The organism is Cobetia sp. cqz5-12 (genome assembly GCF_016495405.1).
Lineage (GTDB): Bacteria > Pseudomonadota > Gammaproteobacteria > Pseudomonadales > Halomonadaceae > Cobetia.
Window position 1 is genome coordinate 298,724 of sequence record NZ_CP044522.1, and the last position, 23,524, is coordinate 322,247.

21 protein-coding genes are annotated in these 23,524 nt (G+C 63.9%); 7 read left to right on the plus strand and 14 right to left on the minus strand.

What is annotated here, in order from left to right; genetic code table 11:
* The first annotated feature begins 236 nt into the window (after nt 1-236).
* Nucleotides 237-3,191: an ATP-binding protein gene (locus F8A90_RS01375; protein ID WP_200018575.1), complete on the plus strand. Its 2,955-nt coding sequence runs from the start codon at nt 237-239 to the stop codon at nt 3,189-3,191.
* 15 nt (nt 3,192-3,206) lie between these two features.
* Here the strand turns inward: F8A90_RS01375 and F8A90_RS01380 are convergent, their stop codons facing one another.
* The 3 genes from F8A90_RS01380 to F8A90_RS01390 form a co-directional block, all read right to left on the minus strand.
* Nucleotides 3,207-3,677 carry a DNA polymerase III subunit chi gene (locus F8A90_RS01380; protein WP_043333207.1) on the minus strand — a complete coding sequence of 157 codons (471 nt, stop codon included), beginning with the start codon at nt 3,675-3,677 and terminating at the stop codon, nt 3,207-3,209.
* Nucleotides 3,678-3,941: 264 nt separating this feature from the next.
* Nucleotides 3,942-5,036 carry a branched-chain amino acid aminotransferase gene (locus F8A90_RS01385; RefSeq protein ID WP_200018577.1) on the minus strand — a complete coding sequence of 365 codons (1,095 nt, stop codon included), beginning with the start codon at nt 5,034-5,036 and terminating at the stop codon, nt 3,942-3,944.
* A gap of 145 nt (nt 5,037-5,181) precedes the next feature.
* Complete coding sequence (locus F8A90_RS01390) at nt 5,182-6,702, minus strand: leucyl aminopeptidase (RefSeq protein WP_200018580.1); 1,521 nt, start codon at nt 6,700-6,702, stop codon at nt 5,182-5,184.
* Nucleotides 6,703-7,114: 412 nt separating this feature from the next.
* Between F8A90_RS01390 and lptF the strand changes: the two genes are divergently transcribed.
* Genes lptF through F8A90_RS01405 form a run of 3 tightly spaced genes read left to right on the plus strand, consistent with a single transcriptional unit; the run spans nt 7,115 to nt 9,748 of the window.
* Nucleotides 7,115-8,209 carry an LPS export ABC transporter permease LptF gene (gene lptF / locus F8A90_RS01395; protein WP_200018582.1) on the plus strand — a complete coding sequence of 365 codons (1,095 nt, stop codon included), beginning with the start codon at nt 7,115-7,117 and terminating at the stop codon, nt 8,207-8,209.
* Nucleotides 8,209-9,291 carry an LPS export ABC transporter permease LptG gene (gene lptG, locus F8A90_RS01400; protein ID WP_107335633.1) on the plus strand — a complete coding sequence of 361 codons (1,083 nt, stop codon included), beginning with the start codon at nt 8,209-8,211 and terminating at the stop codon, nt 9,289-9,291. The genes lptF and lptG overlap by 1 nt, the downstream gene beginning before the upstream one ends.
* Nucleotides 9,284-9,748 (plus strand): RDD family protein, encoded by a 465-nt coding sequence (locus F8A90_RS01405; protein ID WP_233593395.1) that lies wholly within the window; start codon nt 9,284-9,286, stop codon nt 9,746-9,748. Before lptG ends, F8A90_RS01405 begins: the two co-directional genes overlap by 8 nt.
* A gap of 188 nt (nt 9,749-9,936) precedes the next feature.
* On the opposite strand, the gene F8A90_RS01410 is transcribed toward F8A90_RS01405, so the two are convergent.
* On the minus strand, nt 9,937-10,761 hold the full coding sequence (locus F8A90_RS01410; protein ID WP_107335632.1) for a hypothetical protein: 825 nt from the start codon (nt 10,759-10,761) through the stop codon (nt 9,937-9,939).
* A gap of 617 nt (nt 10,762-11,378) precedes the next feature.
* Between F8A90_RS01410 and F8A90_RS01415 the strand changes: the two genes are divergently transcribed.
* The gene (locus F8A90_RS01415; protein ID WP_043333196.1) at nt 11,379-11,582 is read left to right on the plus strand and encodes a bacterioferritin-associated ferredoxin; all 204 of its coding nucleotides are present in this window, start codon (nt 11,379-11,381) and stop codon (nt 11,580-11,582) included.
* A gap of 396 nt (nt 11,583-11,978) precedes the next feature.
* Nucleotides 11,979-12,458, plus strand: coding sequence for a bacterioferritin (bfr, locus tag F8A90_RS01420; protein WP_166019681.1), 480 nt, complete (start codon nt 11,979-11,981; stop codon nt 12,456-12,458).
* A gap of 93 nt (nt 12,459-12,551) precedes the next feature.
* On the opposite strand, the gene F8A90_RS01425 is transcribed toward bfr, so the two are convergent.
* The 8 genes from F8A90_RS01425 to bufA2 all read right to left on the minus strand — a co-directional run bounded on the left by F8A90_RS01425 (nt 12,552) and on the right by bufA2 (nt 19,168).
* Nucleotides 12,552-13,673, minus strand: a complete 1,122-nt coding sequence (locus tag F8A90_RS01425; RefSeq protein WP_200018584.1) for a 5-(carboxyamino)imidazole ribonucleotide synthase — start codon at nt 13,671-13,673, stop codon at nt 12,552-12,554.
* Between the two features lie 3 nt (nt 13,674-13,676).
* A complete protein-coding gene (purE, locus tag F8A90_RS01430; protein ID WP_166019682.1) occupies nt 13,677-14,195 on the minus strand; it encodes a 5-(carboxyamino)imidazole ribonucleotide mutase in 519 nt (172 codons plus the stop codon).
* A gap of 221 nt (nt 14,196-14,416) precedes the next feature.
* Entirely contained in the window at nt 14,417-14,674 is a 258-nt protein-coding gene (locus tag F8A90_RS01435) for a DUF1653 domain-containing protein (RefSeq protein WP_225996526.1), read from the minus strand.
* Between the two features lie 73 nt (nt 14,675-14,747).
* Nucleotides 14,748-15,641, minus strand: a complete 894-nt coding sequence (gene tcdA, locus F8A90_RS01440; RefSeq protein ID WP_200019828.1) for a tRNA cyclic N6-threonylcarbamoyladenosine(37) synthase TcdA — start codon at nt 15,639-15,641, stop codon at nt 14,748-14,750.
* Nucleotides 15,642-15,871: 230 nt separating this feature from the next.
* Nucleotides 15,872-16,801: a pseudouridine synthase gene (locus F8A90_RS01445; protein ID WP_233593396.1), complete on the minus strand. Its 930-nt coding sequence runs from the start codon at nt 16,799-16,801 to the stop codon at nt 15,872-15,874.
* 120 nt (nt 16,802-16,921) lie between these two features.
* On the minus strand, nt 16,922-17,758 hold the full coding sequence (locus F8A90_RS01450; RefSeq protein ID WP_200018586.1) for an HvfC/BufC N-terminal domain-containing protein: 837 nt from the start codon (nt 17,756-17,758) through the stop codon (nt 16,922-16,924).
* Nucleotides 17,755-18,714 carry an MNIO family bufferin maturase gene (gene bufB / locus F8A90_RS01455; RefSeq protein WP_200018587.1) on the minus strand — a complete coding sequence of 320 codons (960 nt, stop codon included), beginning with the start codon at nt 18,712-18,714 and terminating at the stop codon, nt 17,755-17,757. The genes F8A90_RS01450 and bufB overlap by 4 nt, the downstream gene beginning before the upstream one ends.
* 187 nt (nt 18,715-18,901) lie before the next feature.
* Nucleotides 18,902-19,168, minus strand: a complete 267-nt coding sequence (gene bufA2 / locus F8A90_RS01460) for a BufA2 family periplasmic bufferin-type metallophore (protein WP_197738697.1) — start codon at nt 19,166-19,168, stop codon at nt 18,902-18,904.
* Between the two features lie 270 nt (nt 19,169-19,438).
* On the opposite strand from bufA2, the gene F8A90_RS01465 reads away from it, so the two are divergent.
* Nucleotides 19,439-21,937 carry a fatty acid cis/trans isomerase gene (locus F8A90_RS01465; protein ID WP_200018588.1) on the plus strand — a complete coding sequence of 833 codons (2,499 nt, stop codon included), beginning with the start codon at nt 19,439-19,441 and terminating at the stop codon, nt 21,935-21,937.
* Nucleotides 21,938-22,159: 222 nt separating this feature from the next.
* On the opposite strand, the gene fnr is transcribed toward F8A90_RS01465, so the two are convergent.
* Together fnr and F8A90_RS01475 are read right to left on the minus strand one after the other, a co-directional pair.
* On the minus strand, nt 22,160-22,909 hold the full coding sequence (gene fnr / locus F8A90_RS01470; protein WP_166019687.1) for a fumarate/nitrate reduction transcriptional regulator Fnr: 750 nt from the start codon (nt 22,907-22,909) through the stop codon (nt 22,160-22,162).
* 330 nt (nt 22,910-23,239) lie between these two features.
* Complete coding sequence (locus F8A90_RS01475; protein ID WP_200018589.1) at nt 23,240-23,518, minus strand: hypothetical protein; 279 nt, start codon at nt 23,516-23,518, stop codon at nt 23,240-23,242.
* Nucleotides 23,519-23,524 lie beyond the last annotated feature (6 nt).

Sequence of the window (23,524 nt, forward strand, 5' to 3'; positions counted from 1 at the left end):
ACGTCCCGCGCCGGCTCAGTGAGCGGGGCAGCGCAGGCAGAAAATGGGCTCGATTATAGCGCTGCTGATGACGGGCGTCATTCGGTCTTGCCAGTGTCGATCAGTGAGGTGCTGGTGAGAGGAGAGACACAAAGCAGGCAACATCCACGCATTGATGCCGTATCCTGTCGCAACCACAAGACGCCGAGGCTCGTCGCCTCGCATACTTTCCATTCCTTCACGCTCGCGGAGCCGCAATGTCCCAGCCTCGCCCCACGGACAGCGCCCCTCGTCCGACTCGTCGTTGGGTCTGGCATGAACTGTTGCGTCATGCGCTGGTGCCATTGCTGGTGCTCGAGGTGGCGCTGCTGGGCTGCTATCTGGTGTTGCATTGGCTGGTCTCCGGGCAGCAGGACTCCACGCGCAGTGAGCTGGTGAATACCCAGCTTGAGCAGCTGACCCATTACGAGGCAGAGCACATCAGCCTGCTGGCGGACGACTGGCGCAGCGATGCCCGCCAGCTGGCGCGCAGCACGCTGCGTCACATGGACACCCCCGTGACGGCCCGCCAACGCGAGCAGGAGCTGAAGCGTCACATGAGTGCGGGCGACGGCACCCTGTACGTCGCCGAGGACGATGGTGGCGCCGGCTCCTATTACTCCTCGCTGGTGCCCAGCTATCTGCAGGACCACGACAAGGTGGTACGTCTCTCGGCCATGGATGCCCAGATGTCGGACATGCTCGCCACGCAACCCGAGCTGCGTCAGATCTGGTTCTCCGGCTACGACGGCTATTTCCGCATGCTGCCATGGACCGATACCCGCAACATCTTCACGCCCGGCGTCGACCTCACCAGCTACGGCTTCTACTACCTGGCGGATGACCGCAACAACCCGAGCCGTGGCGCTGTCATCACGCCGCCCTACCAGGACCCGGTCGGCAGCGGCTGGCTGGTCTCGACGCTGATGCCGGTCCATCGCGGCGACTTCCTCGAAGGCGTGGTCGGGATCGACGTCACCCTCGATGCCCTGGTCGAGCGGCTCGAGAATGCCGAGCTACCCTGGGGCGCCTACCTGATTCTGGTGAGTGACGATGTCGTCATGGCCATGCCGAGTGTCGGCGAGCAGGATTTCGGCCCCCAGCCCGACCCTGAGGTCGTGCCGATGCCGCTGCTGCACGATCGCTTCCTCGATACGGCGCATGATATCGAGAACTCCCCTGCCATGGCGCATCTGCTGCGCAGTATCTCGGATGAGGCGCAGGGCGTGCGCAGCGTTTCCTTGCTCGCCGGTGAGCGTCTGGTCGGCTGGCAATCGGTGCCGGGCACCGACTGGCGGTTGCTGGCGGTGGTGGATGCGCAGCAGGTGAGCAGCGGCATCGATATCTGGAATGAGCGCTTCAATCAGTTGGGCTACGTGATGCTGGTGGGGCTGATCCTGTTCTTCTTCACCCTGCTGGTGGTGATGCGTTGGCGGGCCGAGGCCATGGCGGCCACCCTGTCCGAATCACTGGCACGCCTCAGCGACATGGCGCTGCGCATCGGTCGCGGCCAGCCCGTGGTACGCGAGCGCTTCCAGCTGCAGGAGCTGGACCAGGCCGGTGAGGCGCTGCGCGAAGCGGCTCAGCGCCGTGACCAGATCGAGCTTGAACGCGCCGAAGGTGCGCGGCACGTCGAGATGGTGATGGCGGCCTCCGGCGATGCCACCTGGCGCTATGACTTCGATCAGGACGATCTCTACCTGCACGAGAATTTCTTCCTGATGCTGGGGCTGCCGGTCCGCGCCAGCATGCATCTGGCGGACCTTGACGCCATGACGCACCCGGAAGACCTCGTCGGTCTGCTCGAGGCGCGCTGGCGGGTCATGCATGGTGAGAGCTGGGCCGAGGCGCGCGACGTGCGTTATCGGCATGCGCGCGGTCATTGGGTCTGGGTGCAGATTCGCGGCCAGATCACCCGGCGTGATCATGAGGGGCGGCCACAGCGCGCCACCGGGCTTGCGCTGGATATCCAGCGCCACAAGCAGTCACTCAAGCTGCTGGAGGCGGCCCGCGACAGTGCCACCGAGGCCAGCCAGTCCAAGTCGCGTTTCTTCTCGAGTTTCAGTCACGAGATTCGCACCCCGCTCAACGCCATCATGGGCTTCACGGATCTGCTCTGCGAGGAAGCCGACCTGACCCGCGAGCAGCGCCGCTACGTGGACGAGGCCAGTCATGCGGCGGCGCAGCTGTCGGCATTGATCGAGGACGTGCTGCAGATGTCGAGTCTGGAGGCCGGTGACCTGCCACTGGATTGCCAGCCCCTTTCGGTGGGCCAGAAGCTGATCCGCTTGGCCGGGCAATATCAGCCGCGACTGGAGAGCGCCAACCTGACGTTATCGCTGTCACTGGAAGGCGCGTCACTGTGGCTGAATGCCGACCAGCGTCGCCTGGATCAGATTCTCGGCAACCTGATGGGCAATGCCATCAAGTACAACCGCGAGGGGGGCTGGATTCGTCTGGCCATCGGCCAGGAGCACAATGCCAGCGGAGTGGAGATGGGCTGGGTGGAAATCACCGACGGCGGCTTCGGCTTTGATTCCGCGCAGGCGGTCCAGCTGTTCCAGCCGTTCTCGCGTCTGGGGCGTGAAGATTCAGGCATCGAGGGCACCGGGCTCGGGCTGGCGCTGTCGCGGGAACTCGCCCGCCGGATGGGAGGGGACATCACGGCACGGGGCGAGCTGGGCGAGGGCGCCAGCTTCCGGGTCTGGTTGCCGCTGGCGGATGTCAGCGCCCATGAGCGCGTCGTCCAGGCGGCGTGGTCGGCGGACAAGGTGCTGCCGGTGCCCTGTCGCTGGCTGGTGATCAGCACGCGGGCGCAGGACCGTCTGCGCCTCGAGGTGATCGGCAGTCATGTCGCCAATCTGGAGATCATCATCGCCAGCAGTGCCGCCCAGGCATTGCGTCTGGTGCGTGATGTCAGCCCGTGCCTGGTCATCTTCGGTGATGTGCCGGACATGAACGTGGCGGCACTGTTTGCCGAGATCCAGCGCATGCCACGTGAACTGCCGTTATGGGCAGTGCGACTCGGTGAGCGTGACGCCAGCGAGACCGCAGGCGGCTTGCCCGAGGCCTTCTTCGACAGCGGCGAGAGTCCGCCCTGCATGGCCGATATCGAGCGCTGGATGACGCATCTGATGGTCAACTTCCAGCGTGCCTGCGATACGGACCAGTGACGCAGGGCGTATCGCTCAGCTGACGCCCTTGAGCTGATGCGAGCGCACGGCATAGCCGCGCGACTTGTAGGTGCGCCAGCATTCACGTTTGGTCACCAGCACATCCTGATGCTGATTGATGATCTCGGCGACGCGCTCGAAGCGCGAGAACCATTCGGGAATCTCGGGGTGCAGGTTGAGCAGCGCCTCGATGCCCGGTGCCGGGGCGTCCTGCCAGCCGATGGTGACCGGCGGGCGCGGCACGTCATCGGCGTGTTCGGCCTCGCGGGCGGCCATGTCGAGATCGATATCCAGCGCATGGGGCACGAAGCTTTCCGGGCGGAACTGCCACAGATGCTCATCGAACTGACGCGCCATCGCCTCGTCCTCGACATGCACATGCAGGCGAAAGCCCTTGGCGTGGATGGTCTCGGCCAGGCGGCAGGCGAATTCCAGCCGGGCTTCCAGCGTGGTGTCGGGCAGGATGTAGAAGTCGATCTGGGTCATGGGCACCGCTCGGGCAAGGAATTCTCGAGCGCTCAGGATACCGCACTCGCCGCGTGGCTTCGATGCAGCCTGCCTCCCGTGACATCTTTCCGCAGTCAGATATCCGCGCGCCAGAAACCCAAAGGCCCGCCTCAAGAGAGGCGGGCCTTTGGGTTTTCGATCAGCCCTCGAGCCCCGGGGGCAGGCTCGAGGGCGTGTTTCAGAGCACTTATGTCAGAGCACTCATGTCAAAGCACTTATGTCAAAGCACTCATGTCAGTGCACTCATGCCAGACGCGTCATCCAGCCACGCGTGTCTTCGGCGCGACCGTATTGCAGGTCCAGCAGCTGGCTGCGCAGACGCATGGCGACATCGCCGGCATTGGCGGTCAGGTCGAGGCGACCGTCTTCGCTGACCAGCTCGCCCACCGGGGTGATGACGGCGGCGGTGCCACAGGCGAACACCTCGGTGATCTCGCCGGAGGCGATGCCTTCACGCCACTCATCGATGCTGATCGGGCGCTCTTCCGGCGTCAGGCCCAGATCGGTCGCCATGGTCAGGATGGAGTCACGGGTGACACCTTCCAGAATGGTGCCGGTCAGGCGCGGCGTGACCAGACGGCCGTCCTTGAAGACGAAGAACAGGTTCATGCCGCCCAGTTCCTCGACCCACTTGTTCTCGGCGGCGTCCAGGAACACGACCTGGTCACAGCTATTGGCGGAGGCTTCGCTCTGTGCCGCCAGCGAGCCCGCGTAGTTGCCGCCGCACTTGGCGAAACCGGTACCGCCGGCGGCCGCACGGTTGTAGTGCGAGGATAGCCAGATGGATACCGGCTTGATGCCGCCCTTGAAGTAGGCCGCCACCGGTGAGGCGATCACGTAGTAATCGACTTCACGCGACGGACGCACGCCGAGGAAGGCTTCGCTGGCGATCATGAACGGACGCAGATAGAGACTGCATTCGTCACTGACGCTGGCCGGGGTCGGTACCCAGGCGCTGTCCTGTGCGAGCAGGGCCTTGAGCGAGCCGACGAAGTCCTCGTCGGACAGCTCCGGCAGTGCCAGACGACGGGCGGAGTTGCGGAAACGTGCGGCGTTCTTCTCGGGGCGGAAGGTCCACACCGAGCCGTCTTCATGACGATAGGCCTTGATGCCTTCGAAGATTTCCTGGGCGTAGTGCAGTACCGAGGCGGCGGGGTCGAGGCTCAGCGGGCCGTAGGGGCGGACTTCATGGCCGTGCCAGCCGCCGTCGGCGGTCCAGCGTACATGGGCCATGTGATCGCTGAAGTGACGGCCGAAGCCGGGATTGGCCAGAATGGTGTCACGAACGGCAGCATCCGCCGGTTGCGTGGACGCGCGGACGTCGAAGCCTTTGGTCACGTGGGTGTCTCCGTAGCAGCGAGACCCCCGACGCGGAACGCCGGGGGTCGAATCATTTTTATAGGACCTCTCGGGTCAGCGGTGCCGAGTGGCGTGCCGACCCGCGTGTCTCAACGCTAGCACGCCATCGAGAGCATGCGAAGCCTCAGACGGTCTCTTCCTGTGGGGCGCTGAGTTCCGCTTCGCGATCCAGCAGGTATTGGGTCAGCAGGCCCACCGGGCGGCCGCTGGCGCCTTTCTGCTTGCCGGACATCCAGGCGGTGCCGGCGATGTCCAGATGTGCCCACGGGAAGGTGTCCGCGAAGCGGGACAGGAAGCAACCTGCGGTGATCATGCCGGCTTCCCGGCCGCCGATGTTGGCGATGTCGGCGAAGTTGGAATCCAGCTGTGCCTGATACTCGTCCCACAGCGGCATGTGCCAGGCGCGGTCCCAGGCTTCTTCGCCGGCGTCGAGCAGGTCGAGTGCCAGGTCATCGTCGTTGGAGATCAGGCCGGTGGCGTGATTGCCCAGCGCGATGACGCAGGCGCCGGTCAGGGTGGCGATGTCGACGACGCTGGCCGGCTCGAAGCGCTCGGCGTAGGTCAGCGCATCACACAGCACCAGACGGCCTTCGGCGTCGGTATTGAGGACTTCGACGGTAAGGCCCTTCAGGGTCTTGATGATGTCGCCCGGCTTGGTGGCGCGGCCGTCCGGCATGTTCTCGGCGCTGGCTACGATGGCCACCACGTTGAGCTTCGGCTTGAGTTCCAGCACGGTGCGCATGGTACCGAACACGCTGGCCGCGCCGCCCATGTCGTACTTCATCTCGTCCATGCCGGCGCCCGGCTTGAGCGAGATGCCGCCGGTATCGAAGGTGATGCCCTTGCCGACCAGCACGTGCGGAGCTTCGTTCTCGTCTTCCGCGCCGCGGTATTCCATCACGATCAGGCGGCTCGGCTCTTCACTGCCGCGGCCGACCGACAGCAGGGACAGGGCGCCGAGCTCCTCGAGCTCTTCCTCGCCGAGCACGGTCACTTTCAGGGCGCCATCCGAGGCGGCACCCAGTTGCTCGGCACGCTCGCCCAGGTAGCGCGGCGTGCAGATGTTGCCCGGCAGATTGCCCAGCGTGCGCGCTTCATTGACGCCCATGCCGATGGCAGCACCGACGCGCAGGCCGGCTTCCAGTTCGGCCTGGCGCTGCTTGTCGGCACTAACCACGCTCAGGCGGGTCAGAGAGACGGGCTCGCCTGGCTTGCTCTTCATCTCGGTGAAGCGATAGGCGGTACGCAGCGCGCTCTCGGCGATCATGCGCGCCATCCAGTCAGCCTCACGCAGCTCGAGATTCAGTTCGAGGCCAGCGAAGGCCGCATCTTCGATGGGCAGCTTGAGCAGGGCGGTCATGGCGGCGTCGAGACCACGCTTGTAACGGCTTTCGTCGAGCTTTTCCTCACTGCCGAAACCGGCCAGCAGCAGGCGCTGAGCGCCGAGGCCCGGAGCGAAGGGCACCAGCAGGGTATTGCCGAGCTCGGGCTTGAAGTCGCCGCGCTCGATCAGCTGGGAAATCAGCTTCTCGCTGGCATCGTCGAGTCGTGCCGCAGCACCGGTGAGGTCGCCCTCGATGACAGGTACCACGATGCAGGCGGTTTCAAGCTGGGCCGGATTGGCAGTGACTACAGGAAATTCCATGGCAACTCCACGCGCGCGAGTGAGGGTACGAAGATGAACAGTACAAGGATGAAGGATGTCGTCAGGCCAGGCGTGCCCGGCTCGCGGCGACATCGGGGTCATGGTCTGGATGGGGGCGCAGACCGCTCATGACAAGCTGAGCTGGCATGCACGAGTGAGGGCAGTCCATCATGTCAGGCTGTCCACGTGCAATGCCTGGAGCCGCGACAAGGCAGCATCCTTTCTGGATAATGCTGCTGCATGAGGGGGAGCCGCTCCCGTCCAGTCTTCAGACCCGTGCCGCCAGTGTACGCAAAGGCTGCGCGCCATGCATGAGGGGGATGATGCCTTCATGTGATCACGACCATTCCTCCACCGGCTATCATCGATCTGGTCAACACGCTCGCTTGCGAGCGGGAAACAGGAGTTCCACTTGATCATCTTCCGCTACCTGACACGCGAGATACTCACCACCATGGCCGCCGTGGCCGGGGTGCTGATGCTTGTCATCATGGGCAGCCGATTCATCCGCTATTTCAGTGATGCGGCGGAGGGGGATTTCCCGGCGTCGATTCTCGGCAGCCTGATGCTCTATCACCTGCCGGGGTTCTTCGAACTGCTGCTGCCGCTGTCCTTCTTCCTCGCCGTGTTGCTGGCCTTCGGTCAGCTGTACATGAACAGCGAGATCACCGTGCTGGTCGCCTGTGGCGTCGGCCCGGAGCGCCTGCTGCGTGTCACCCTGCTGCCGGCGCTGTTGATCACGGCGCTGGTCGCGGCCTGCAGTCTCTATCTGACGCCTGCCGGCGCGCTCAAGAATGAGCTGTTGCTCGAGCAGCAGAAACAGAAGACCGACTTCTCGATTCTGGGCTCGGGACGCTTCCAGGAAATCGGCAATCGCACCGTCTATGCCGAGAGCATGAGCGATGACAACAGCGAGCTGGAAAACGTCTTCATCGCCGAGGCAGGTGACAGCAATGCTACCAGCACGCCCGACAGCGAGCCGAGCCAATCGGTGGTACGCGCCGAGCGTGCCTTCCAGGAAGTCAGTCCCGAGACCGGCAGTCGCTATCTGGTGTTGAGCGACGGCACGCGCTACGGGGTGGAACCGGGCAAGGCGATCGCCCAGCGGCTGGGCTTTGATCGCTACGGCGTGCGCATCACCGAGGGCCAGGACGCCGCGGCCCTCAAGGAGGACATCGAGCTTGCGACCACGGCGCAGCTCTTGGCTTCCGATCTCCCGGAGGCCGAGGCCCAGCTGCAGTGGCGCATCTCGCTGCCGTTGATGGTGCCGATCCTGATGCTGATCGGCCTGCCGCTGGCACGCGTCAATCCGCGTCAGGGGCGTTTTGCACGTCTGCTGCCGGCCATCTTCGTGCACATCACCTATCTCAGTCTGTTGATCGCGGCGCAGAATGCCGTCGCATCCGAGAAGTACCCGGCCGCCATCGGCCTGTGGCCCATTCACGGCGTCTATCTGGCGCTCGGCATCTGGCTGAGCTGGCGCGACAACCGCGGAGGTGGCCGCTGATGCTGCTTGATCGTCTCGACCGTTACATCGCCCGCAATGTGCTGGTGGCCATGCTGGTGGTGCAGGTACTGATTCTCGGGCTCGACCTGATGATCACCTACATCAATGATCTGGGGGATGTGAAAGGCGACTACGGCGCCTTTGAAGTGCTCCTCTATCTGTTGATGCGTCTGCCGTCGCGCTTCTATGAATTCGTGCCGGTCGGCGTACTGCTGGGGGCTCTGATCGGGCTGGGCAGCATGGCCTCGAGCAATGAGCTGACCATCATGCGCGCCGCCGGTCGTTCACTGACGCGCATTCTGTGGGGCGTGATGAAGCCGCTGGGGCTGGTCATCGCCATCACCATGGCGGTCGGTGAATACGTCGCCCCCGTCACCGAACTGCAGGCCGACGCCTGGCGCGCCGAGAAGCAGCAGGGCGCAGGCGCCGTCTATGCCGAGGGTGGCGGCTGGCAGCGCGAGGGCAACGACTACTACCGCTTCGGCTCGATTCGCAGCGATGATGTAGTGCTCAACGTGACCCGCTATCGCTTCGATGACGAGCGCCATCTGACCCAGGCGCTCTACGCCAGGCGCGCCGTCTGGCAGGACGATGGCTGGACGCTGGAAGCAGTGCAGACCACCACCTTCGAGTCTCAGGATGGTGAGCCGAGCGCCACCACGGTGGCTCAGCAGGAGACCCGCGAGTGGGACACCCAGCTGACGCCGGACCTGCTCAAGCTGGTCATCAGCGACCCCAAGCAGCAGTCAGCCTCCGACCTGTGGCGCTATTCCCGCTACCTGCAGGACCAGGGCCTGTCGGCCAATCAGCCGCTGCTCTACTTCTGGCAGAAGATTCTGCAGCCGCTGACACTAGCAGCGCTGGTGCTGGTGGCCGCCTCCTTCGTGTTCGGGCCATTGCGCACGGTGGCGGCGGGGACACGGGTCTTCTACGGCATCGTGGTCGGCCTGCTGTTCAAGTATCTGCAGGACCTGCTTGCCCCGGCCTCGGTGGTGTTCGGCTTCGCGCCCATCTGGGCGGTGCTGGCACCGATGCTGGCCTGTTACGTGATTGGCCTGCTGCTGATCCGGCGCAGTGGCTAAGGGCGCTCTGCACTCTCGCCGCCATCTCGACTCGCAGGGAGCACGCCCTGCGGGCCTGATGCGGCGTCTGGGCGGCGTGGTCTATGACGCCTTCCTCGTGATGGCGTTGTTGATCGTGCTGGGCTTCATCGGGGTTGCCGTCAATGGCGGTGAGGCCAACCAGTCACCGCTGTTCCGCAGTCTGTTGCTGGTGGCGATGTTCGCCTTCTTCGGCGGCTGCTGGAGCCGCAGTGGCATGACACTGGGCATGCAGGCTTGGCGACTGCGCATCGAGACACCGCAGGGTCATGTCCCGACGCTGCAGCAGTGCCTGATACGCTTCGTGGTTGCCGGGCTGTCACTGGGCGCCTGCGGGCTGGGGTACGTCTGGCAGCTGTGGGACCCTGAGCAGCGCAGCTGGCAGGACATCGCCTCCGGCACCCGCGTGGTGGTGGTGCCCAAGCCGCGGCGCGAGTGAGGCACCAATAGAGAGCCTCTGGCGCGTGCGCCGTGCCTGAACGCAGTGAGCCCCTCCAGAAGTCATCTCAGCCAGACCTGATCTCACCCAGCAGTGACCTCAACCAGACGTGATCTCAACCAGTTAAAAAACGCCCCGCCAGTCATCGACTGGCGGGGCGTTGTGTTTTCCGCGAGTGCAGGGGGTGATCAGACCCCCAGCAGGCCATCCAGACGCGTGATGATGCGCTCCACGCTGGCGCGTGACACCACCAGGCTGTCTTCCTGCGCCGCCGTCTCGGGCAGCTCGCGCGGCAGGTCGATCACCGCGGTGCCCATGCCTTCCAGGCGCACGCCTTCACGGTAGCGCACGAAGGACAGCTGACCGATCGGACGCTGGCCATCGTGATCGAGGCGCGCCAGACGCGTGAAGGCGCTGACGGTATCGAGCACCGGCGCGCTGGTCAGCGGCAGGTGCGTCAGGCGCCATGCCAGCCAGCCATCGATGTCGACGGCTTCGTCGCGCAGGGTGGCGAACCAGTGGCGCGCCTGATCCAGGCGGTAGCGAGCGCGGCCCTGCTTGTCGAGCCAAAGCACGTCGGCGCTGGCCTGACGCGGGCTTTCCAGCTCGCCCGGCAGGTACAGCCAGGATTCGGTCAGGCGCTGCAGGGCGCCCGGCAGCGGCTCATCCAGGGTGCGCTCGTTCAGGGAGTCCAGCGCCGCGCTCAGGTCGCCCTGTTCCGCGCTCTCGCCGGTGTTGGAGTAACCGACGTTGTAGCGCCAGACACGATCGGAAATTTCCTGGGTGACCACGTGATCGTGGGGCAGAGCGATATGGCTCATCAGTTCACGCGCGTTGCAATGCTCATCCACCAGGCCTTCACGGCGGGCTTCACGATAGAGATTGCGCAACAGCGGGGTCAGCGGCAGGCGGTGATGGTCACCGAAGCAGCTGCCGGCGTCGCGGACGGCATCCAGATCAAGTGGCAGGTGGGACGTGGCGTGATGATCGGCGGTGGCGAGTTGTACTGACATGATATCGGGCTCCTTGCGGATTGGCGTTCGGAAATCGGCAGATAGGGCAACAGCAGACGGATTCAGGCCGGTCACGGCTTCAGCATGGCGCCCATCATCGGCATGCCGATGCGGGTCATGGCCATGAGGAGGCGGAGCGACGGAATCTCTTGCAGTGTCCTGTTCATGTTCTTTCCTGATTGCCTGGCGGGGCGTGGCAGTCATTTGCCTTGATCGTGACGCGGTGCTTCTCGTGAGCGAGGAGCTGGGCTGCGTTCGAGTGACCCGCCTGAGTGATCGGCTAGCGAAGACTCATTATGTTTTGGTGCGATTGTTTTTCGAATTGCATAAAAAATCGTTATACATACTAGCGGCCTCGTGTGAAATCGCAACCCTACCTTTCTGTCATCCACGGGCCATCATTCTTTATACGGCGCTGGCTTTGCCCACGGCAATCGCTTTGTGAGGCTGATGTGGCCTGCTTGAGACATCGTGTGTTCCGCAATCGGAAACCGGCCAGAAATCGCCTCGCTAAGTAGTTGATATAAGGTGTGAATGAGAATTTTTTGCAGTCAGGTGTTGCGCATGTTTCTGCGAATCATTTACATTTGTCTCACTTGGAGTGAGCGAGGTGAGCCATGTACGTCTGCCTGTGCAAAGGTGTGTCAGACCACAAGATCCGCGAAGTCGTGGAACAGGGAGCGCGCAGCTTCCGCGAAGTCCGTGAGCAGACCGGATGCGCGACCCAGTGCGGCAAATGTGCCTGCATGGCCAAGACCATCACTCGCGAAGCGGTCGCGCGTGAAATGATGCCGGCAGAGGATCTCGCCTACGCGGTGTAACGCAGGCTCGAGCCGAGGCTCGCCTGCCGGCGACTGACACTTCAGTCGCCGCGCTGCCCTGCTGCGTGATCCTTTCTCGCCGAATCCCGGCAAGTGCTCGCTTGCCTGACGCCCGCCACCCGGTCTCAAGACCGGGTGGCGGGCGTTTTCGTGTGCGCGCCAGGCAATCCGGTGTCGGTCGCTACATGACAACGCGGATACCAATCTTTCCCATTTGCGCCTAAAAGTCGATAACTTGTTGGTATGTCTCGAAAAATTCATGTTTTTGCGCCATACTTGCCGCACCTGATCGATAGGGCGTGCCTGACGCGCCCGCGCTGTGGCTGATGCATGCCGTCATCAGGCGCAGCAGACAACCTGACGCAGCAGCAACCCTGACAAGAGAGGAATGGCGACATGAAAGGCGATCCCAAGATCATCGAGCATCTCAACACCATACTGGCCAACGAACTGGTCGCCATCAATCAGTACTTCCTGCATGCGCGCATGTACAAGGACTGGGGCCTCAAGCGCCTGGCCAAGTGGGAATACGACGAGTCCATCGAAGAGATGCGTCACGCTGACACCCTGATCGAGCGCATCCTGTTCATGGAAGGTCTGCCCAACCTGCAGGACCTCGGCAAGCTGCGCATCGGCGAGAACACCAAGGAAATGCTCGAGTGCGATCTGGCGCTGGAGCACCAGGCACATGGTGATCTGAAGGAAGCGATCGCCTATGCCGAGCAGGTCCGCGATTACACTTCACGTGATCTGTTCCGCAAGATCCTCGACGACGAGGAAGAGCATATCGATCACCTGGAGACCGAGCTGGGTCTGATCGAGAAGGTCGGTATCGAGCTCTACCTGCAGAAGCAGATCCACCACGAGATCGACTGATTCCGTGGCGGCTCGCTGAGCCGTACAGAAACGAAAACGCCCCCGCTGCCGATGGCAGCGAGGGCGTTTTGTCTCCAGTGGCGCAGAACCGGCTTACTTGCCCAGTTCGTTGACCAGCAGTGCTTCGACAGCCGCGATGCGTGCGTCGAGGCTCGCCTTGTCGGCGGCCAGCACCGTGATATGGCCGATCTTGCGGCCCGCACGCGGCGCCTTGCCGTAGTCGTGCAGACGGGCGCCCGGGATGGCGAGCACGGCGTCACGTTCCGGCATGCGGCCGATGATGTTGAGCATCGCGCAGGGCGTGAGCAGTGCGGTCTCGCCCAGCGGCATGCCGGCCACGGCACGCAGGTGATTCTCGAACTGGCTGGTGACGGCGCCTTCGATGCTCCAGTGGCCCGAGTTGTGCACACGCGGTGCGATCTCGTTGGCCAGCAGGCGCTCGCTGCCATCGGCGTCCTTGACGACGAAGAATTCGAAGGCCATCACGCCGACATAGTCGAGCTCGTGCATCACCTTGAAGGCAGCCGCCTCGGCTTCGGCCTGCAGGCCGTGGGACTCGAGTGGGGTGGAGCAGTGCAGGATGCCGCTGCGATGTTCATTGCGCGACAGCGGCCAGGCGCGTGTCTCGCCATCACGACCACGTACCGCGATCACCGAGACTTCGTGATCGAAGGCGATGAAGCCTTCCAGGATCAGCGGCACGCTGCCGAGTTCAGCGAAGGTGTCGGCGACGTCTGCCATCTCGCGCAGTACCTTCTGGCCCTTGCCGTCATAGCCCAGCGTGCGTGTCTTGAGCACGGCGGGCAGACCGATGGTCGCGACGCCCGCTTCAAGATCCGCCTGGCTGTCGACCAGCGCCAGCGGCGGCACCTCGATGCCCAGACGCATGAACAGCGACTTCTCGCTCCAGCGGTCACGCGCGGTATCCAGGGCGCCAGCCGGCGGGAAGGTCGGGCGCTCGGCTGCCAGACGCGCGACGGCGTCTGCCGGCACGTTCTCGAACTCGAAGGTGATGGCGTCAGACGCCGCCACCAGCTGCGTCAGGGCAGCATCATCCTGCCAATCGGCGCAGAGATGATGACCGTGGACGCGACCGCAGGGCGAATCCGAAGGATCAAGGAAGGTGAAGCGGGCATTCAGGGCGGCGCCGGCCTGAGCCAACATGCGGCCCAGCTGACCGCCACCGACGATACCGAAGCGGAACGGCTGGCTCATGGCTTACTCGCCTCCGTGGGACAGGCTGGGTGCGTCGGGGCGCGGGTCCGGATTGTCGAGCACACGGTCGGTCTGCTCGGCACGGAAGTTGATCAGCGCGGTGCGGATGGCCGGATACTTGTTGGCCAGCTGGCTGGCGGCCAGCAGCGCGGCATTCACGGCACCGGCGCGGCCGATGGCCAGCGTGCCGGTGGGGATGCCGGCGGGCATCTGCACGATGGAGAGCAGGGAATCGACCCCTGACAGCATGCTGGACTGCACCGGCACGCCCAGCACCGGCAGCCAGGTCTTGGCGGCACACATGCCCGGCAGGTGTGCCGCGCCGCCAGCGCCGGCGATGATGACCTCAAGGCCACGCTCGGCAGCGGTATCGGCATAGTCGAACAGCAGGTCGGGCGTGCGATGGGCAGAGACGACCTTTACCTCGTGTTCGATCCCCAGCGCGTCCAGGGTTTCGACCGTATGGCACATGGTCGCCCAATCCGATTTTGATCCCATGATGACACCAACCAGTGCGCTCATGCTTCCTCCGCTCTTGACGTGGTATGAACCAGCTCACAGTGCCTGCCAGACGTGCCGGGCAGTGCGCTGTGTGGGCGTGGCCGAGCCGCGTGGGCAGATCATGCCCGCAAGCGGCTCAATGCGTATGTCTGGAAAAACAAGCGGCGCAGTATAGCACCGCGACCGACAGGCGGCATGCACCTGTCTGGTCGGTCAGGATGTGGGCGCGGCAAGGCCGCGGATCAGCAGGACCACGCCGAGACCAGTGCGAAGCGTGGCACCGGCTCGCCCTGGATCTCGACGTTCTCCATGAACATGCTGAGCGGACGCACCCACAGCCCGCATTCACCATAAAGCGCACGATAGACCACCAGCAGCTCTTCGGTCTCGCTGTGGCGACTGGTGCCGATCACTTCGTACTGCGCGCCCTTGTAGTGGCGGTAGAGGCCCGGCACGGGACGATTTTCCGGCAGCGGCGGCATGGCAGGCAGGTCAGTCATGGCGATTTCCTTGAGGGTGAAGCCAAAAGCGATAAGCAAGAAGCGGTGAAGCCAGCAGCGAGAAGCAGGCGTATCAGTCGGCGGCGTTCGGCGCCTGAATGCCATCAGTCACGGACACGTCATCAGCGACAGGCGTGGCCTTGGCACCGCGGCGTGCGATGCGCGCCAGCGCGCGCGCAGCGGCGGTGAAGCCGAAGCTGCCGGTGACGAAGGTGGCCGCGCCGAAGCCGCCAGCGCAATCCAGACGCGTGGCGCTGTCGCCGGGCTTGGTGGCACACACCTCGCCATTGGCACCGGGGTAGGTCAGTTGCTCGTCGGAATAGACGCACTCGACATCGAATCGGCGCTTCAGGTTGCGACTGAAATTGTAGTCGCGACGCAGCAGTGAGCGAACGCGCGCCAGCAGCGGGTCCTGCTCGGTGCGGGCGAGATCGCCGATCTGGATGCGCGTCGGGTCGAGCTGGCCGCCGGCGCCGCCCGTCACGGTCAGGCCCAGCTTGCGACGCTTGCACCAGGCGATCAGCGCCGTCTTGGCGGGCACGCTGTCAATGGCGTCGATGACGTGATCGAGGTCATCGTGGATCAGCTCGGCGAGATTGTCCGGCGTGACGAAGGCCGAGATGGCGTGGATCTTCATCTGCGGCGCGATCAGCTGGCAGCGCTCGGCCAGCACTTCGACCTTGGGACGACCGATCTGGCCATCCAGTGCATGCAGCTGCCGATTGACGTTGGAGACGCAGACATCATCGAGATCGATCAGCGTCATCTCACCGATGCCGGAGCGAGCCAGCGCCTCGGCGCTCCAGCTGCCGACACCGCCGACCCCGATCACCGCGACATGCGCGTGGCGGAAGTGGGCGAAGGCGCTGGCACCGTAGAGGCGGCGAATGCCGCCGAAGCGGAAGTCGTAGTCGTCTTCTGCGGGGGCCTGGCTGGCAGCGCCGGACGCAAAGAAGCTCTCCAGCATCCGTTCGCTGGCGGAGGGCGTGCTGTCGTGGGACGACGGCTCGCCTGAGGGCTTGCGGTCTGGGCTCTGTTCTTCAGGGCTCTGTTCTTCAGGGCTTTTGCTTTCAGAACTTTTATTTTCAGAGCTCTGCTGTTCTGGGCTCATGTCGGTCGATTCCGGGGTGTCGGAAGAGGTGGTCATGCGCAGCTCGCGAATCTCGGGGGAACGGGTGGCAGTCGGCAGGGGCGCGCTCAGTCAGCCAGGTCGCCGGCGGTCGCATCGAGCCAGTGTCTGGTCGGGCGCTCTGCCAGATGTTCAGCGTAGCGTTCGGGCAGATGGCCCAGCCAGCCGAAGCGCTCCATCACTGCCGCGTAGGCACCTTCTGGCGGACACGACAGGCTCAGCCAGCCGCCCTCGGGATGGGGAAGCTCGAGCCCGACAGCCGCCAGCAGCAGACGGGGGCATTCCAGTGTCGTGGCGAAGTAGCGATTGTAATTGCCCTTGCCATGCTTGGCGTCGCCGATGATCGGGTAGCCACGGCGTGACAGGTGGCGGCGAATCTGATGGCGGCGGCCGGTCAACGGACGGGCCTCGACCAGCGAGAAGCGCGACTGCGGATAGCGATCGATGGCGATGGGCAGCTCGACCTGTGCCAGGCGGCGCGTGTCGGTGATGGCTTCCTGCTCCGGCATCTCGGCCTTGGGCAGCTTTCCATCTTCCTTGCGCAGGCCGTAATCGAGGCGTTGCTGCTCGGGCGCGACGCCGCGCACGATTGCCAGATAGCGCTTGCTGACCTGCTGCTCCTCGAAGGCGGTGCTCAGCTTGCGCGCCGCCTGAGGCGAGAGGCCGAACACCATCAGCCCTGATGTCGGGCGATCGAGGCGATGCACGGGGAAGACATGCTGGCCGATCTGGTCGCGCAGGCGCTGAAGCAGAAACTCGGTCTCGTGCTTGTCGATGGGGCTGCGGTGCACCAGCAGGCCCGATGGCTTGTGAACCACCACCAGCACTTCATCCTGGAACAGGATGTCGAGTGGCTCGGCTGGTTCAGTCAGCTCAACAGGCTCAGTCAGCTCAGCAGACTTGGCCTCGAGAGGCGTGGGCGTGGCGTCCGCCATCGGCGCAGGTGTCTGAGGCGCCGTCGGCGCGTCGGAGTGCGGAGCATCAGGAGAAGAGGGCATGGGCATCACGGCAGCAGGAAGACGAAAGCCGACCATCGCAATGAAGGTCGGCGTGTATTGTCCGGCTTTCGCCGCTGGCTGTCATGTCCGGCGTGGCGCCGAGCGCGCGGATACCTGATGTCAGGGCCTGATCAGCAGTCCGGCGACGAGCCACTGTACCAGCAGGTTGATCGCCACGCCCGGGGCTTGCTCTGCCCCCACCTGCGGCGTCAGCAGCTCTCCGAGCCGGCCGAAGCTCAGGCCTTCGTCTCCGGCCGCGAGGATGGCGCCGAGAGCCAGGTCTTCCAGCGGCTCGAGAGAGCGATAGTGCACCTCGGGCGCGCCAGCGGTGGGCTGGCGCCAGACGATCCAGGGCGTGGGCGTGTCGGACTCTACCGGCGCGCGTGGAGGCTCTTCATCGTCGATGGCCTTCCAGATGGCCGGCGTATCGAAGTGGAACAGGAAGCGCTTGAGGGACGGATGCGCTGCCAGGGTCAGCTCCGGCCACTCCTCGGGGGCCAGCGTCTGCAGGGCCTCGACACTCAGCGGAGTGCTGTCCACCACATCCAGTGCCAGCCCCAATGCCCATTCAAAGGCGGCCATCTCGGTGACCAGAGAGCGCTCGGGTTCGCGCACCGCGACGAAGGCCGGGAAATGCTGGCCTGCCCAGCGAATCGAATAATGACTCGGCGGGTGGGCCGCGAGGTAGTCACGACACAGCAGCCCGAAGGCGTCATCGCCGATCAGGGTGTGAACGGCCTCGAAATCCCCGCCGAAGACCTCGAAAAGCCGCAGCCGATAGGCCATCGCGTAGATGTCGAGGCGCTCCTCGGCGCTGGCAAGCTGATCACTGATGACGGCCTTGGCCGCCGCGCTGCGGGTGTCAGGGCTCGGCGTCGCGAGGTAGGCGCCCGTGGTCTCCTGCAGTTGCGTCAAGGCGCTGCGATCAGCATCGTCTGCGGGGCTCGCTTGCGTCATGCGCGCAGCCCTCCGTGGTCTGCGGTCTGATTCGCGCGCGTGGCATCCACCAGCGGACGACCACTGCGGCGGCGCAGCTCGGCGTACTCCTGCATCAACTCCGGCCAGGGCGGGAAGTTGTCGTCACGCTCGATCATGGTGGCGACATCGCCGAAGCGTGCCCGCGCGGCGTCATACAGCGTCCACACGGCGTCCGGGACGGGCTGGTCATGGGTGTCGATGCATAGCTCGCCGCCGGAGACTTCCTGCCGGACATGCCCGGCCAGATGATGCTGCCAGACCCGCTCTGCCGGCATGGCGTCCAGATAGGTCAGCGGGTCGAAGCCATGATTGTGGCTCGAGACGATGACATTGTTCAGGTCGAGCAGGATCAGGCAGTCGGCGCGGCGGCTGACCTCGGCCAGAAACTCCCATTCGTTCATCTCGTCAGGGCGCCAGGTCAGATAGCTGGAGACATTTTCCAGCAATAACTGGCGGCCGAGCGCGTTCTGGACCTGATCGATGCGTTCGGCCAGATGGTCGATGGTGGCATCGGTATAGGGCAGCGGCAGCAGGTCATGGAACTGATGCGCGCCGGTACGCGTCCAGCACAGGTGATCGGAGACCCATAGCGGTTCGATGCGCTCACACAGGGCGCGCAACTCGCGCAGGTAACGGCTGTCGATGGGATGGCTGCCACCGATGGACAGCGAGACGCCATGCAAGGCGATGGGATAGTGCTCGCGGACACGCTCGAGATGATGAAGTGGTTTGCCGCCGGCGCTCAGTCCACCTCCGCTCAGGGCACCGGATTCGCTGGCGCCGTGGCCCATGTAGTTCTCGCTGATGGCCTCGAACCAGTCGATATCCGGCAACGTCGTCAGAATCTCGTGGTAGTACTCGGGGCGCAGGCCCAGCCCCTGACCGATGCCGGCGCTGGCGGGCGTGGGCAGGCGAGCGGTGACAGCTGTCGTCATGCGTGAGTCCTCTTCTGAGCGAAGGCAGAGGGTGCGGCAAAGGGCGAGCCAGATGGCGAGTCAGGAGCGCTGAAAGACATCCGCAAATGTTTCCGGACAGAAACAGAGCCAGAACCAGTACCAGAATCAGGAACGGGAGGACGGTGTGCCGTCCTCCCGTCGGTAATTCGCCAGAGGCGCCTGAGGATCAGCCCTCGACGACAGTACCACCTTCGCCGACACAGGATTCAGCGCTGGCAGTGTACGACCAGCCCTGGCCCTTGCAGGCGTTGTGGCCCTTGCAGGCGCTGTTGGCAGTCGCGCATTCGGAGGTGCCCTTGCAGGAGTTGATGCCGGAGCACTTCACGGCATTGTCACCGGCGTGCACCGGCAGCGAGGTCAGAGCGGCAGTGGAGAACAGCGCGGCGGCAGCGGCAGCGAAGGTAGCGGCTGTAACGGTCTTCTTCATGGTCATGATGGCTTCCTATCGGGCAGGGCCCGTATTTTTTGAATTATGGATCAGGAACATCGTGGTACCCGCTAGCGTCAGACAGCTCGTTCAGGCGGGTCATGAAGTCATACGCCGTCAAAACAAGGTTGGATGCGGAGGCGCCAGAAAAAATCTGACATCATTGTTCACTATGCTTGGAAAGGCAGTCCTGGCGAGTTCGTGAGCCTGCTTATGGTACGCTTTCGCAATCATCTGTCGGATTGCCGATACCCCATCCTCTTGCTGGAGTTCCCCATGCCGGACCTACTTCGACGCCTGTGGCGCATACCGCGCTGGCGCTGGAGCATCGCGCTCGTTCTACTGTTGGGGGGCTGCAGTGCCGTCGCGATTCATCAGCTCGATGAGCGCTTCGGTCCCGCGTCACCGCGTGAGCGGGTGGTCTCACACGACAGTATTGCCGGGCGCCAGTGGGAGGATGAGGTCAAGCCGGTGATCGAGACGCGCTGTGTGGTCTGCCATGGCTGCTACGACGCTCCCTGTCAGCTCAAGATGTCATCGGCCGCCGGGATCGATCGCGGCATGAATCCGGCGCCGGTCTACGATGGCACGCGCTTGCTGGCGGCCAATCTGACGCGCATGTTCGAGGATGCAGACACCACCGAGCAGTGGCGCAGCATGGACTTCTCACCGGTGCTCAATGAACGCTTCGACTCTCCGGCTGCCAATCTGGAGGGCAGTGTGCTGTTCCGTGCGCTCAGTCAGAAACGCAAGGCACCGCTGCCGGTGACGGAAGACGGCCTGCTGCCGGAAGACCGCTTCGACCTGTCGCTCAATCGCAGTCAGGTGTGTGCCCCCGTCGAGGGCTATGACAAGTTTGCCGAAGACCATCCTGATTGGGGCATGCCCTACGCCTTGCCACAGGTCAGCGATGACGAGCATCGCACGCTGGTGAACTGGCTGGCCAAGGGTGGCGAGATGACGGGCCCGGCGCCGCTGCCCCAGGGGCTGATTCCGCACATCGAGCAGGCCGAGCGCTTCTTCAATGGCGACAGCCTCAAGCAACGCCTGATGAATCGCTATATCTACGAGCACCTCTTCCTGAGCCATGTGTATTTCCCGGGCATCAAGGGCGCGGATGGACGGCCGATCTTCTTCAAGCTGGTGCGTTCCAGTACCCCGCCGGGCGAGCCGATCAAGCGCATCTCCACGCGTCGCCCCTACGATGCCCCCTACGCCTCCTACACCGCCGATGAGCGCGCGAGCATGCCCCATGATGACGCCGGGCGCCCGCGGGTCTATTACCGTCTGTGGCAGGAGCGCGCGACGATCCTGGCCAAGAATCATCTGCCCTATGCGCTCAACGATGCTCGCTTCAAGCGCTGGCGGGCGCTGTTTCTGACGCCGGATTACCCGGTGGATGACCTGCCGGATTACGACCTCAAGACGGCCTCGAATCCTTTCCTGACCTTCGAGGCCATTCCGGCCGAGTCACGCTATCGCTTCATGCTCGATGAGTCGCAGAACACCATCATGGGCTTCATCAAGGGGCCGGTCTGTCGCGGGCAGGTCGCGGTGGATGTGATCAATGATCACTTCTGGGTCGGCTTCACTGACCCGAAGATGTTCAGTCACCCGGAAGTGGAGCGCACCCTGGCCGAGGAAGGGGAGAATCTCAGCCTGCCCGCCGAGCAGAGCAGCAATGCGTTGCCGATCAGCTCCTGGGTCAAGTTCGAGAGCAAGCAGACCGCCTATCTCAAGGCCAAGCAGCGGCTGATGTCACAGGCCTATCTCGATGGCGACCTGCGGCTGGATACGCGAGTGATGTGGGACGGTAGCGGCTGGGCCGACGGCCCCGGCCAGGGGCGCAACCCCAACGCGGCCCTGACCATCTATCGTCACTTCGACAATGCCGCGGTGATGAAGGGACTGGTCGGCGGCGTGCCCAAGACGGGCTGGATCATCGATTACCCGATGCTGGAGCGTATCCACTACCTGCTGGTCGCCGGCTTCGATGTCTACGGCAATCTCGGGCATCAGCTGGTCACTCGCCTATACATGGACTTCCTGCGCATGGAGGGCGAGAACAACCTGCTGGTGCTGTTGCCAGCAGGCGAGCGCAAGGCGGTGCATGACAGCTGGTATCGCGACGTGAGCCCGGGTCTTGGGGGGCTGCTGTTCAAGAAGCCGCCGCAGTTCGATGCACCAAGTGGCATCGTCTGGACGCCGCAGGAGCTGTCATCGCCGGACCAGGCTCGCCTTGGCCTGATGCGGCGCATGCAAGAGCGTCTCGCGCCGGAACTCGGTCATGAGCGCAGTCTGAGCAATGTCGAGGATGATCATGTGCGACATGAGCTGCAGGCCCTCGCTGCGGTGCGGGGAGTCTCGGCCAGCCTGATGCCGGAGGTGACGATCGTCGCGCTGGAGGATGGTAGTGATGACTCGCCACGCCTTTACAGCGTGCTGCGCAATTCCGCCCACGCCAACATCACCAGTCTGTTCGATGAGGAGGAAAATCGCCGTCCTGAAGAGGACACTCTCGATGTCTTGCGAGGGGTGGCGGGCGATTACCCGAATGCCTTCTGGCGCCTGACGCCTGAGACCCTGACGGGGCTGGCAGAGCGGGTGGCGTCACTCGAGAACGAAGAGGACTATCGCGCCCTGCAGGCCGATATCGGGGTGCGCCGGACTGATCCGCGCTTCTGGGAGTTCTCCGACAGCGTACTGCGCACCAACTATGCTGATCGCCCTGTCGAAGCGGGCCTGCTGGACTATAACCGCCTCGAGAACCGCTGATCACCAGCGAAGCTTGAGCGGCCGAGACAAACCCTTTTGTCAGAACTGTCAGAACTGTCAGGGTTGTCATGACTGACACGACGACTGACGGCTGGCCTGTCAGTTGGAAGCCCGCCACGCACATTGCGCGGCGGGCTTCTATCCTTGCGTAGCGCCTAAATGGCGCACTGGCAGTCGATCAGCGCCGCGCCGCGCTGCGTGGTGTGCTGCCAGCAGGCGTCATCAGCGACCGCCCTGACACTCGCCTTCGGCCAGTTCGATCAGGCCATCCAGATGCAGGATATGCACCTCGCGGGCACGAATGTCGACCAGCCCCTGGGCCTGGAAGCGAGTCAGGATGCGGCTGATGGTTTCGACGGCCAGCCCCAGATAGTTGCCGATATCGGCACGTGCCATCGAGAGGCGGAAGCTGTACGGCGAATAGCCACGGCGACGGAAGCGCTGTGACAGGTTGACCAGGAAGCTCGCCAGTCGCTCATCGGCTGTCTTGCGCGACAGCAGCATCATCATGCGGCGATCTTCGTGCAACTCCTTGCTCAGGCTCTTGAACAGCTGGGTTCTCAGCTCCGGCATCTGCTCCGAGAGCGCATTGAGGCGGTCGAAGGGAATCTCGCAGACGGTGGTGGTCTCCAGCGCCACGGCGGTGCCGGGATAGCAATTGCTGTCGATGGCATCGAGCCCTGCCAGCTCGCTGGGCAGGTAGAAACCGGTCAGCTGCTCCATGCCGCTGTTTTCATTGGTGATCTGCTTGAGGCTTCCGGAGCGCACCGTGAAGACGCAATCGAAGGCATCGCCCTGGGTGAAGAGCACTTCCCCTTTTCTGAGTGGCGCGCGACGGCGGATGATGGCGTCAAACTGGTCGATATCTTCCATGTTCAGTGCCAGTGGCAGGCACAGTGAACTCAGCGAACAGGTCTGGCAGCGTGCTTCATGGGCGCGCAAGCGGTGTGATGCCTGTGCATTGGCCGTCATGGTGACTCTCCTGAGGAATGTCACCGCTACTCCTGGGGCAGGGCAGCGGGAGGGGTCTATCGGGCACGACGAATGGTGGGGCGGGGCCTTGTCGCCCGCCGCTACCCTGCTCAGCCGAAGTGACTCAAGCGGCCAGAGTCTGAACGCTCATCGGCTGGCGCAGTGCAATTTCGTGGCACCATAATATTAGATTTTATTAATTCATTATCCTGCCCAACCCGTGGGCGTTGCAAGGTGTGTGAACTTTAGGCCTGGTTGGCCCAGTGTGGCCATACCGCGACGACCTGCCTCAGCCGGAAGCGTGAGTCAGCAATACTGGGCCAACAGTGCTTAGCCAGCAGCGCCGAGCAGCAGGATCAGCGCGGCGGCCAGCGTCGCCAGTGCCAGCATGCCCCAGACGCGTGGCGCTGGTGTGTCAGGCTGACGTACACCATTGATGCGATGTTCTTGCATGGGGCCATCGCCTTCGCGCTCGTCGTTGTCACCGCTGGCTGCGCGCGAAAGGCTGCCCAGTGCCAGCATGGCGAACAGCACCAGGCTGCCCAGCGTGAGGGCCAGCACCCAGAGATTCCAGAACAGGGGCAGTCCAGTTGCCTCCAGTAGATTCATGTCGTG